We start from the raw sequence: 12089 nt of genomic DNA, 5'->3' as shown, positions 1-12089 counted from the left end.
TTGTGCGGACTTGAAAAAACCGACATCAAAAAATTGAAGTTTTTTTTGTAAATGCCCTTGGATCTCGACACTGTCAGCCCCATATCTCAGACAGCAAAAGAGCAGACTAAGGTGTCTGTTTTTTTAATCACAAATAGGCTCGATTGTAGGGCATCAAATCATTAGGAGAGTTCATAGATGAATATTCGTCCATTACATGACCGCGTAATCGTTAAGCGTCTAGAAGTTGAATCTACATCAGCGGGTGGCATAGTACTGACCGGTAGCGCCGCTGAAAAATCAACTCGCGGTGAAATCCTTGCTGTGGGCAATGGCCGTATTTTAGAAAATGGCACAGTTAAGCCACTGGATGTCAAAGTGGGTGACGTGGTGATCTTCAACGAAGGTTACGGCGTTAAGAAAGAAAAAATCGACGGTCAAGAAGTCTTGATCCTGTCGGAAGCTGACCTGATGGCAGTAGTGGGTTAATCCTCAGCATCAATTCGACATTCCAATTAATCATTAAAAATTTAAAGGATAATCAAGATGGCAGCTAAAGAAGTTGTATTTGGTAATGACGCTCGCGTAAGAATGCTGGCTGGCGTAAACATTCTCGCAAACGCAGTTAAAGTGACCTTAGGCCCTAAAGGCCGTAACGTGGTATTAGACAAGAGCTTCGGCTCACCACTGATCACTAAAGACGGTGTTTCTGTTGCCAAAGAAATCGAGTTAGAAGATAAATTCGAAAACATGGGCGCGCAAATGGTTAAAGAAGTTGCTTCTAAAGCCAACGATGCCGCCGGTGATGGTACTACTACTGCAACTGTACTGGCTCAAGCCATTGTAGTTGAAGGCTTAAAAGCCGTTGCAGCCGGTATGAACCCAATGGATCTGAAGCGCGGTATCGACAAAGCCGTTATCGCTGCTGTGGCTGAATTAAAAGCCTTATCACAACCTTGTGCAGATTCAAAAGCGATTGCGCAAGTTGCGACTATCTCTGCAAACTCTGACGAATCTATCGGCGAAATCATCGCAACTGCGATGGAAAAAGTTGGCAAAGAAGGCGTGATCACAGTTGAAGAAGGCCAAGCGTTAGAAAACGAATTGGACGTAGTAGAAGGTATGCAGTTTGACCGTGGCTACCTATCTCCATACTTCATCAACAAGCCAGAAACGGGCAGTGTTGAATTAGATCACCCATTCGTACTGTTAGTAGACAAAAAAATCTCTAACATTCGCGAACTGTTACCTATCCTTGAAGGTCTGGCAAAAACCGGTAAGCCATTACTTATCGTTGCTGAAGACGTTGAAGGCGAAGCATTAGCAACATTAGTTGTGAACAACATGCGCGGTATCGTGAAAGTGGCTGCCGTTAAAGCACCTGGCTTTGGCGATCGTCGTAAGGCAATGCTGCAAGACGTAGCAATCCTGACTGGCGGTACTGTTATTGCTGAAGAAATCGGCCTAGAGCTTGAAAAAGCAACCCTGGAAGATTTAGGTACAGCTAAGCGTGTTGTGATCACTAAAGACAACACTACCATAATCGATGGTAACGGTGAGCAAACACAAATTGCTGCTCGTGTAAGCCAAATCAAACAACAAGTTGAAGAATCAACTTCTGACTACGACAAAGAAAAACTGCAAGAGCGTATGGCTAAACTAGCTGGCGGCGTAGCAGTAATCAAAGTTGGCGCAGCGACTGAAGTTGAAATGAAAGAGAAAAAAGCCCGCGTTGAAGATGCTCTGCATGCAACTCGCGCTGCGGTAGAAGAAGGCGTGGTTCCTGGCGGCGGTGTTGCTCTGGTTCGCGTAGCTTCTAAGATCGCTGAAGTAGAAGTATTAAACGAAGATCAAAAACACGGTGTGGTTATCGCACTGCGTGCAATGGAAGCGCCACTACGTCAAATCGCCACTAACGCGGGTGAAGAAGCGTCAGTTGTTGCTAACACAGTGAAGAACGGCAGCGGTAACTTCGGTTACAACGCCGGTAATGATACTTACGGTGATATGTTAGAAATGGGTATCCTTGACCCAACTAAAGTGACCCGTTGTGCATTGCAATTCGCTGCGTCAATCGCAGGTCTGATGATCACTACAGAAGCTATGGTTGCTGAGATCCCACAAAATGCTGGCCAAGATATGGGCGGTATGGGTGGGATGGGCGGAATGGGCGGCATGATGTAATTTTTGCTGGTCTAAAACGTTGATTACGGCGTTGCTGCTCGCTCACATACACACAACGTATGCTACGCTCACAGCGCCTTGTACTGAACGTTTTATCCTGCGCAAAAACGTCTACGGTCTTTAGCTTAATCGCTTAAACCTAAATTGTTGTAAGAGAAAAATGAAAACCCCGACTCGGGTAACTGAGTCGGGGTTTTGTTTTTGGTCTGGTGACTTGGGAGTATGAGGTGTACTTACCTACACTTTTTGGGATTTAAGCACTGAAATGGCTATAAAGGTGTAACATTGTACACTTTTGGTTGACTTGTCATTTTCAACAATCCAAAAGTGTAGTTCTGTACACTTTTATATTGAATGGGGCTAGTTTTAGGGCTAAGGTGTATGAAGTTACACTTTTGGAGATGATGATGGTATCACCGCTAAATCAACAATCCCTCGGCTTGTTAATTAAAGAGCGAAGGAAAAGTGCTGCTCTTACTCAAGACGTGGCAGCCATGCTGTGCGGCGTAACCAAAAAAACGCTGATCCGAGTTGAAAAAGGTGAGGATGTTTATATCTCAACCGTATTCAAAATTCTTGATGGTCTGGGGATTGATATCGTTTCGGTTCAAACCAGCGACACCGAAACTAACGGCTGGTATTAACCTATGAGTACTTCCAAAAAGCTCACGTTAGAGATGCACCTCGGTGATTTAATTATCGGGGAATTATCCTTTGATACGACGACCGACACCTTTGCCGTACATTACACCAAAGACTGGCAACAAAGTGGATTCCCACTATCCCCAACAATTCCCTTAGATGGCACAGGAAGTAGCAGTCAGATATCGATGTTTTTGGTTAACTTATTACCGGAAAACAAAGGATTAGATTATCTAATTGAATCGCTTGGCGTCTCCAAGGGAAATACCTTTGCCTTGATCCGTGCAATTGGCCTCGATACCGCAGGTGCTGTTGCATTTGTTCCTAAAGGGACTTTGCTGCCTGAAACACAATTACGGCCAATTAAGGCTGAAGAAGTTATTCAGCGAATTGAAGATCCCACAATGTGGCCGATGGAAATTTGGGACGGCAAACCTCGACTGTCGGTAGCGGGTGTACAACCTAAATTAAACCTGTTTTATAACGGTGAAGAATTTGCATTTGCCGAAGGCGCGCTTTCATCAACCCATATTGTTAAATTCGAAAAATATCGCCATTTAGTGCTCAATGAATTTATGACGATGCGCCTAGCTAAGGCGATTGGAATGAATGTTGCTAATGTTGATATCGTTCATTTTGGAGATTACAAAGTACTCTGTGTCGAACGCTTTGACAGACGTTATATGCCAAATGAGCAAAGGGTATTAAGAAGGCATATTGTCGATAGCTGCCAAGCACTTGGTTTTAGTGTTAGCAAAAAATATGAACGTAATTTTGGTTCAGGGCGTGATGTTAAAGATATCCGTGAAGGGGTAAGTTTTAACAGGCTCTTTAGTCTCGCAGCAAAATGCCGTAATCCAGTGGCCGCTAAACAGGATATGTTGCAATGGGCGCTATTCAATTTACTGACCGGTAATGCTGATGCACACGGTAAAAACTACTCATTTTTTATGACGCCAAGCGGAATGGAGCCAACTCCTTGGTACGATTTGGTCAGCGTGGCTATGTATGAGGATTTTGAACAACAGCTTGCGATGGCAATCGATGACGAATTTGATCCAAACAGCATTTACGCGTATCAATTGGCCGCATTTATTGATGGCTTAGGTTTACCAAGAAATTTATTAATCAGTAACTTAACGACAATAGCGCGAAGAATACCGCAGGCAATAGCTGAGGTGGTTTCAATGCTCCCGGCCCTCGATGAGAGTGAAACATCATTTGTGGCTCATTACAAAGCGCAGTTACTGGCGAGATGTGAGCGTTACCTTAGTTTTGCTGACGAGGTCAGGGATGTGGAAGTGTAGCTCTAGCTATATCTTATCACCCAGCGGTAATTTCGTAGGGAAGGGGGCACTCCTGTCACCTTCGCTTTATTTGTTAATCTATAGAGTTGGGCATATCCCATAATTCTTGATTGCTTTTAAAAGCAAAATCAAAGTCGTGGGGCTTCACCCCACACCCGACCAAAAGGGGAAAAGCGCCTGTTCCCCTTTTGGAAATCCCCCGGCGTCCCTAGCGAAGTTACATGCATTGGTTAGTAGCTTCGTGCTTATTCGAAAATCGCTAACGCTTCCGATGGTACATCCTGTACCCCGAAAGCTACGCAGACGTCCTGTCTGCGTCACACGCCATTCTTTCAATAAAGAGTCTTCAACGCCCCGCGGCAACTTCGCAGGGGAGGGTGAACTTCTGTAGTCTCGGTGTCTGTTGTTAGATCCAAAAGAGTTATGCCTGCCCCATCTTTGTCGCAGGTATTTTTTAAGCATGTTATTCCCCTTGGGATGCATTGCCTCACGGCAGAATTGAGCGCCTCACGGCGGGTTAAAGTGCCCACGCTTCACAGCGTTTGCGGGCTTGCGGTTTATAGGTATACGGGGATTTTAGGCGGGAGAAAAGCGTACCCGTTAACGGGTACTTATTATAAAGATTTCAATTCATCTGGTATATCAACATTAAAGTATGAAAAACTAAAAAGTAAACGTTCTTTAATAATGTGAGTATCATCTTTATCAGTAAATTCTTTTATCTCGGAGATCACTTGCTTTAGTATTAAGTTGAAATAATCTTCATCGAAAGCTTCTACCTTTATCTCTTTTCTTGTTAAGTTTTCTACCTCGAAAAAGCCAAAGTGCTTAAGAGCACAATATGCCATATAAGCGAAATCTAACGATATAGCAAGTCTCAGGGATTTTAAATTCTCTTGGTTTAAAATCACCCCAGCCTTGAAGCTTAAATACATTACTAATAAAGTAACGTTACATGGCAATATTGCCCCTTTTACAATAACTTCTTTTAAATCAACTTCATTGAGTTCATCCAAAGCAACGTTTTCATTGTTTTTATCAGAAAAGTGTCTTTGAGAATTCAAAATAGTACCAATTTTATCGAAACCCTGATTAACTGAGTGAGGAATGATTTTTACGTCATCAGAGAAATCATTAATTTTTGAACTTAACTCTTTAGTTATTATTAAAAGTGCATTACTTGCGGATTCAACATCCTTTGCTGATAAGTTAATTGTTGTTGCAGTTCCCTTGATATCGTTAAAAGACTTTGCTAAATCACTATTTGAATGAACAGCATAGAAAATGGCAAAGACCGCCAAAATTAATGAAGAAATTGTCGCCGCAAATGATACATAAGCAACTACCTGTACGTTTTCAGCAAAATTTGCACTAGATAAATATACTATCAAGCCAACTAGAATTAGCACTATGTAAAAAAAATGAATGCCACTTTTTTCAACAAACTGTATATAAATAAGTTTTTTAAAGCTGTAATTTTCTTCTACTTCACTGTTAGATGTTTTTTTCACTTTTTATCTCCAGCAACTTTTATTTCAGCACATTACTGTCATCGACTCCTAAAATCAATATGTTACTCTGTTAACTCCTTGTTTGAATGATCAAAGTTTTGTTTGATAAAATATTCCCCTTAACTACCTCATTCATATCCTTCATCACATAATCCAGCGGCACCAGCTTTGCCAGTACGATGGGGCTGATATCCATTTCGGCGGCCACAACGAATGATAGTCGCATTACCTAATGCGGGCACAGCCACATTTTGTAACGTGTTTGACGTTGTGGCTATCCTTCTGCTTTATTTATTGGCTTTTTTAACGCTGATTACAATTCATATTGATTGATGGGACTTGGCTTTTAATAGCATTAACATAAAGCCTGAATTTAACGAGCCATCCATTGTTAAATTTGCAGAGTGTATGCTTGTAAAAAGGCATACAGATAACTGGATAGTTGGTTGGATTAAGCATTGGCATGTAAGTGACCGTTGACGGCATGGCCGCTCTTTCATATCTGACCCATAGGGATATGGGAAATGTCACTATGATGTCTGGAACATCATTGACCATGTGATCGCGGCATTTGCACTTCCGTATGCAGCAGATGCCGTCGTCGAGGCCTCATGGATACTTCTTGTGAAATAAAAGGGGTGGCGCGTCACTGGAATGACAGTGCTTAATAATCAGCTTCCGCTGTTAAGCCGCAAACGAGCAGCAAAAGAATTTAACGAGCCATCTATTGTTAAATTTGCAGAGTGTATGCTTATGAAAAGGCATACAGATAACTGGAAAATTGGTTGAATACTAATATATTGGCAGACATTTAAGCTGAACAAAAATAGTGGGTTAAGCTCTTATTCTCAATTACAATGCACTATTTTTATTCGCTAAATGCGGCATTAAACGAGCAGGAAACCCAGTATGAATATCCCAATGATTACCGCGCTTCAGAGTGCTATTACCGAAGCGCTCGCGAGTATACCAACCTCTGAGGCGGAGCAGATCTATGCATTGTCTTTCTATATCAACAACGAATATGACGATCCCCGTCTACCTACGCTGACAGTCGGCTATAACACAGTCGATGAGTGGCATGCCTCGATTCCAAATGCTTCTAGCTCTGACGAAGCAAAATGGAACTATGCCTTCTGGCTTCAAAACGAACTCCTCGTCTTTGGGGATTCTGACTCTCAGACTGCGGATATCTTAGCTCGCTGGGTGGCCGATCTAGGTCTCGGGTACAGTGATGCGGAGGAAGATGTCGATTTTGATCGCTGCCTTGAGCTCGGTCAGGAGATAACCGAGCAATTTGTTGCCGCAGTATGCGTTGTCGCTTCTACACTCCATTCCAACTTAACCGTTAGTCGCGTTTTCGGTCGTTCGGTACCCATCATAGTTCACGAGCTCGAGTACTATAACGAGATCGCAGATCAGACAGAGGCCTGTAACCCTCCCAGACTCGCCGAAGAGTTCGTTTCTTGGGTGCGCTCAATCTAACGTTGGTTATCAGTTATAGGTGGTAAGGATATAGGGCAGATTGGTTGGCGGTTTCAATAAGTCTAATCACAGAGTTTAATCACATAGCTTAATCACATATGAAAAAGGATGCATCGATGAACGATGAGCAATACGAGAAGGGGCTTGAGGTGCGTCGTGCTGTGATGGGCGATAGTTATGTGGATAAGGCGCTCAATAGTGCGACGGATTTTACGCAACCGCTGCAAGATTTAGTTACGGCCAATTGCTGGGGTGAGGTTTGGGTACGTGATGCCATCTCAAGGCAAACGCGCAGTTTGATTACCATAGCGACGCTGGCGGCATTAAAGGCGCCGACTGAGTTAAAGGGCCATGTGCGGGGCGCGCTAAACAATGGCTGCTCGGTTGAAGAGATCCAAGAAGTCTTACTGCATTGCACCGTTTACTGCGGTATGCCTGCGGGGATTGAAGCTTTTCGAGCTGCAAAAGAGGCGATTGAGGAGTGGCAGGCGCAACACAGTTAGCTCACTTGGTATTAATCATTTTGAGCGTCAATGGCTTGGAGGTTTAGTTGCTGTGAGATTTAATTACTTTGCGGTTTAGTGGTTTTAACATTCGCTAGGGGAACTGAGTTACGCGCATTCCCCTAGCGCATGATGGCTACAAACTTGAACAGTCTGCGCTTATTTTTGCAGTTGGGCTTTTGCGGCTTCTACTTTTGAGAAATCCAAACCGAGTTCGAGCACGGCTTCTTTGATCAAAGCCGGTTTCTGCATCACTAGCCCCAGCAGTTGTTGTAGTTTTTCGGCTGGGATGCCTAATTGACCGAGCGTACCCATCGCCATTAATGGATTTTCGGTTAATGTTTGAAACAGTTCTTGAATTTTAGCGTCACTGACGTTGTGTTCTTTTAAGATGGCAATAATGGGATTCATTGCATTACCTTGTTGATATGAAAGTTAAACAGGTGCCGATTTTATCACAGTTCTGCCAGAGTGGTTGCCTCACACATGCTGTACCCGTTGGATGTTGCCACGCTTTACCTATGCCATTAAGCGCATTAGATTTTATTCCCAATAAGCTTTACTCTGGTGACGTATTCCCCAAAATCTGCCGATAAAACCTGAGCGACTGTCGTGCATCGTGAGCCGTTGCATTGGATATTGTGGCTCTAGATATCATGACTCTAAGATATCATGACTCTAAGATATTGTGGCTCTAGATATGATTGCCTTAGATATCATGGAGCAATGCGATTGGGTAATCGCTGGCTTTTATCATCCCTTAAAAAAGAAAGGAACTGTGGTTATGCTTGATGTTGTCGCGAACCAAGACAAAAGTATTGTGGTTAAACAGTTACGATACGGGCGTGATAATGAGATGTTAGTCGTCGATGAGTGGCAACTGCATCCTGCTGAACATTGGGCGATTTTCGCGACTGACAGTTATTGTGGTTCCTTGCTCGGGCGAATATTAACGGGTGATATTCTGCCCGATGAAGGAACGATTTCTGGCTTGCCGCAACGTATCGGCTGGGTGTCACTTGGGTTGCAACAAGCATTGCTGGAGCGCGAGTTAGAAAAAGACGAACTGGATTACGGTTCGAGTGTCGAATCCTTAGTGTTGGAATGCTGCCAAGATGCCAAGCAACTCCCAGCATTATTACAAAAGGTTGGGCTTGAGCCGCTGCGTCGGCGCGGTTTTCGGCAATTATCCACGGGCGAAACGCGCAGAGTCATGCTGGCACGTGCACTGGCAATGTTACCGCAATTGCTGATTTTAGATGACCCTTATGCAGGGCTTGATGCTGAACATCAGGCGAGCTTATCTGAGCTGCTGAGTGAAGTGGCCGAGCATAGCCAGTTGCTGATCATTACCTCTCGCCAAGAAGAATTGCCGCCGTGCATCAGCCATGTGGCGCTGTTTAATGGTGAGATGCTCAAATCGGGGCAGAGTGTGCACAAACTCAGCCCGTCGATGTCGATTGAGCAATGGCACAATCATCCAGTGATGGCGCAGCTGAATGCGTTATCGGCGCAACGTAGCGATGAACTCTTGGCCTTGATGGAGCGGCAAAGGCACAACGCCGAGGCGTTTGATCCTCTGGTCGAGATTAAAAATGGCAAAGTGGAATATGTCAGTGGGCTGATTTTCAGCGGCGTGAATTGGCGCATCGAGGCAGGGCAACATTGGCAAGTTCGTGGCCCAAATGGCTGCGGTAAAAGCACTTTGCTGGGGTTGATTTTAGGCGACCATCCTCAATGCTATAGCAATGACATCACGCTCTTTGGCCGACCTCGCGGAAGCGGCGAGAGTATTTGGCAGATTAAACAACGGATTGGCATAGTATCGTCGGCGCTACACTTGCAATATCGCGTCAGTTGCTCGGCATTAGATGTGCTGCTTTCGGGCTTTTTTGACTCTATTGGCCTGTACCATAAACCCACTAAACCTCAGCTAGATTTGGCGAAGGAATGGTTAGCTATTCTGCACATGACAGGGCTGGCAAGCACGAGTTTTAAGAAGCTCGATTATGGTCAGCAGCGGTTATTGCTGATAGGTCGTGCCTTGATTAAACAGCCACTGTTACTGATTTTAGATGAGCCGTATCAGGGCTTAGATTTTATCAATCGCACCTTAGTGATGCGGGCGCTGGAGATGATAGCCGAGCATCATCTGAGCCAATTGCTGTACGTGTCGCACCATAGGGAAGATGCCTTACCTGCGATTAAAAACTTTGTCGATTTTATCAAGCAAGATGACGACTATTCGGTACAGGTGAACTACTGTGAGTCTGAGGATTTAACCCGTTTAAATCAGTAAATGCCACCTATCACAGCAGCTTAACGGCTGCTTACTTGTTTGCAGAGTTTGTCATTATCCCTCGGCACTCCAATGCAGGTTAAGATTGACCTTACAGGGCGCTAGCCATTGAGTGTGTTAGTCACGCTCAATGGCAATATACCTGTGGCGCGAAAGATTTTCGTATTCCAGTGAAAACTGAGATGCACCACATATCGATAATGATGGCATCGCCCTAGTGTTTAATCCCCCATTCGTCAGACAGCAGTTCTGTTAATTAGCCATGCTTGATATAGGTAACTGTGAGCCGTCTTACAGTTTTGAATGTCGTTGGCGCGAATAATAGTTTCTGGCCTAGGCCGGAAACTCGTGACAGTTTTATGGTTCATCCACTGAACTTATTCATCAAGTCAGTTATCACGCTTGAGAATCCAGAACTATGGACTCCCTTAGCGAGATGAGCCCGAGTGTCACTCGTAGTACCGAAGATGTGCACTAAGACCTAAAACCCGATTTCAAGACATATAAGACGACTTAAAGATAAAAACATTTATGCCAAGACCCAAAAAATGCCGTCAATTATCGAGCTGTGTGCCCTGTAGCCTATTTAAGCCTAATGGGATCCCTGCGGTTAAATTAACTCATATTCAATTAGAGGCCGATGAGTTTGAGGCCCTCGAACTGGGTGACGTCAAAAGATTAAGCCAGATCGAAGCCGCGGCCTTGATGGGGATCTCTCGGCAAACCTTTGGATACCTTCTCGCCAATGCCCGTAAAAAGGTGGCGACGGCTATCACTCAAGGTCAAGCCTTGAGGCTGCCAACCCAAACAGACAAGGATTTATCATGATTATTGCCATGCCGATGAGCCGCGAACGCCTCGCCAGTCACTTTACGAAAGCCCTACAAATTGGCTTTTATAACGAACAATTTCAGATGATCAAGCTGGTCGATAACCCGGCAATTGAAGGTGACTGTAGTGCCAAAAAAGCCTTATTAGAGCTGATTATTCAACAAGGTACCGACATTGTACTTGTGCAGAATATCGGTGAGCGCATGTTAGGAAAGTTGCTCGATGCGGGGATTAGTGTGAGCAAAGGTAGTGCGAGTCAAACAGTGGCGACTTTGCTTGCACAAACGGCGGATCTTAATCTTAGGTTGACGGATGCATCCCAAGGTCGCGCTTCACTCAAACATGCAGCCAAGGGTGGATGTTGTCATTCTACAGGTGACGGCTGCGGTTGCAGCGGTAAAGCTAAAGCTGCACCTGGTTCAACGCGTCTTATAAGCACGCCAGCAGTACAGGTTAAGCTCGATAAGTCAGTGCATTACGCTGGGTTTAGACCCTTGGTAAATAAATAATATCAGTGTTTAATTTGAATTATTCCGCCACAGTTAAAGCGTAGGGGCGGGCAAGCGCCCCTCGAATATCCGCTAACGAAAACACCTTGGAAAACCGTCCAAAGGTTTTGCCATAAAACACACATTCCACCACAGGCAAGGCAAATACATTGCGGCTCGCCGCTATCTCACCTTGGGCTTGGCAATCAATATAGGCCATCCGCATCTGCGGGAACGCTTGCGCCAACATCTCAGCAATTCTCGGTTTGAGCGTTTGACACACACCGCAGTCCGGCGCGCCAAATAACAACAGCACCGCCGCATGCTCAGTTAACATGGACTCAAGCATCTCAGGTGAATCAATGTGCGTGATGATATCGGTGTGCATGCGTTGCCATTTGGAAGTTGTGATGAGTATGAATTCATGGGCTAGTTTGCGTATTTCTAGGGTTAAAGCCAGCCCATTGTTACCACGCTACTACCGATAAATTGACCAAGGTAGAATAAGCCAAGCATGAGAAGCCCGATACTGGCAGCAATCACTCCGATTTGCTGTATGCCTGTCAGGCTATCTCGCCATTGTTTTAGATTATTTATCATTTCACTACTAGGGTCTGTTGATCTTTGCTGTACAAATGTTGTTCAGCAATACATCGGCAGCCACATTAACATAAACGCCAGTGACACCATACTGGCGTAATTTCTTGCTAGCTTGTCATATCTTGTTGATATTGCTCGATAGTGCTTAATTCTTCCAAAAGCATTCTCCACTAAATGTCGATACCGATATAAGCACCAATCGACTCTTTCTTGAGGTGTATTCTTATAGCGGCGCCTTGGAATAACAGATTTCCCTTCCC

The 12089-nt window shown here is 44.5% G+C and carries 13 protein-coding genes; 9 read left to right on the top strand and 4 right to left on the bottom strand.

The genetic code is table 11. The features are described from left to right. Positions 1-177: 177 nt before the first annotated feature. From L5L94_RS18465 to L5L94_RS18450, 4 genes are all read left to right on the top strand, one after another. Complete coding sequence (locus L5L94_RS18465; RefSeq protein ID WP_006086113.1) at positions 178-468, top strand: co-chaperone GroES; 291 nt, start codon at positions 178-180, stop codon at positions 466-468. A gap of 57 nt (positions 469-525) precedes the next feature. Continuing rightward, on the top strand, positions 526-2163 hold the full coding sequence (gene groL, locus L5L94_RS18460; protein ID WP_071938647.1) for a chaperonin GroEL: 1638 nt from the start codon (positions 526-528) through the stop codon (positions 2161-2163). Between the two features lie 407 nt (positions 2164-2570). Then, positions 2571-2807, top strand: coding sequence for a type II toxin-antitoxin system antitoxin HipB (hipB, locus tag L5L94_RS18455; protein ID WP_259523426.1), 237 nt, complete (start codon positions 2571-2573; stop codon positions 2805-2807). 3 nt (positions 2808-2810) lie between these two features. Continuing rightward, positions 2811-4112, top strand: coding sequence for a HipA domain-containing protein (locus tag L5L94_RS18450; RefSeq protein WP_263164466.1), 1302 nt, complete (start codon positions 2811-2813; stop codon positions 4110-4112). Positions 4113-4726: 614 nt separating this feature from the next. On the opposite strand, the gene L5L94_RS18445 is transcribed toward L5L94_RS18450, so the two are convergent. Further along, entirely contained in the window at positions 4727-5623 is an 897-nt protein-coding gene (locus tag L5L94_RS18445; protein ID WP_263164464.1) for a hypothetical protein, read from the bottom strand. A gap of 909 nt (positions 5624-6532) precedes the next feature. Between L5L94_RS18445 and L5L94_RS18440 the strand changes: the two genes are divergently transcribed. After that, positions 6533-7108 carry a hypothetical protein gene (locus L5L94_RS18440; RefSeq protein WP_263164462.1) on the top strand — a complete coding sequence of 192 codons (576 nt, stop codon included), beginning with the start codon at positions 6533-6535 and terminating at the stop codon, positions 7106-7108. A gap of 116 nt (positions 7109-7224) precedes the next feature. Further along, positions 7225-7611 carry a carboxymuconolactone decarboxylase family protein gene (locus L5L94_RS18435; RefSeq protein ID WP_131524148.1) on the top strand — a complete coding sequence of 129 codons (387 nt, stop codon included), beginning with the start codon at positions 7225-7227 and terminating at the stop codon, positions 7609-7611. A 159-nt stretch (positions 7612-7770) separates the two neighbouring features. Here L5L94_RS18435 and L5L94_RS18430 read toward each other — a convergent pair whose 3' ends face one another. Then, positions 7771-8022, bottom strand: coding sequence for a DUF2999 family protein (locus tag L5L94_RS18430; RefSeq protein WP_006083102.1), 252 nt, complete (start codon positions 8020-8022; stop codon positions 7771-7773). Between the two features lie 373 nt (positions 8023-8395). On the opposite strand from L5L94_RS18430, the gene L5L94_RS18425 reads away from it, so the two are divergent. From L5L94_RS18425 to L5L94_RS18415, 3 genes are all read left to right on the top strand, one after another. Next, positions 8396-9910: an ATP-binding cassette domain-containing protein gene (locus L5L94_RS18425; RefSeq protein ID WP_263164560.1), complete on the top strand. Its 1515-nt coding sequence runs from the start codon at positions 8396-8398 to the stop codon at positions 9908-9910. 531 nt (positions 9911-10441) lie between these two features. Beyond that, positions 10442-10738 carry a DUF134 domain-containing protein gene (locus L5L94_RS18420; RefSeq protein WP_012088215.1) on the top strand — a complete coding sequence of 99 codons (297 nt, stop codon included), beginning with the start codon at positions 10442-10444 and terminating at the stop codon, positions 10736-10738. Beyond that, positions 10735-11250, top strand: coding sequence for a NifB/NifX family molybdenum-iron cluster-binding protein (locus tag L5L94_RS18415; RefSeq protein WP_263164460.1), 516 nt, complete (start codon positions 10735-10737; stop codon positions 11248-11250). The genes L5L94_RS18420 and L5L94_RS18415 overlap by 4 nt, the downstream gene beginning before the upstream one ends. A gap of 19 nt (positions 11251-11269) precedes the next feature. Here the strand turns inward: L5L94_RS18415 and L5L94_RS18410 are convergent, their stop codons facing one another. After that, positions 11270-11617 (bottom strand): thioredoxin family protein, encoded by a 348-nt coding sequence (locus L5L94_RS18410; protein WP_263164459.1) that lies wholly within the window; start codon positions 11615-11617, stop codon positions 11270-11272. 254 nt (positions 11618-11871) lie between these two features. Continuing rightward, positions 11872-12089: transposase (locus L5L94_RS18405; RefSeq protein WP_263164458.1), on the bottom strand; the 218-nt coding region annotated here is incomplete at its 5' end.

Source organism: Shewanella sp. SM21, assembly GCF_025654335.1.
Lineage (GTDB): Bacteria > Pseudomonadota > Gammaproteobacteria > Enterobacterales > Shewanellaceae > Shewanella > Shewanella oncorhynchi.
Note: the sequence above shows the minus strand (reverse complement) of the source record. Positions and strands in the feature narration are given on the sequence as shown.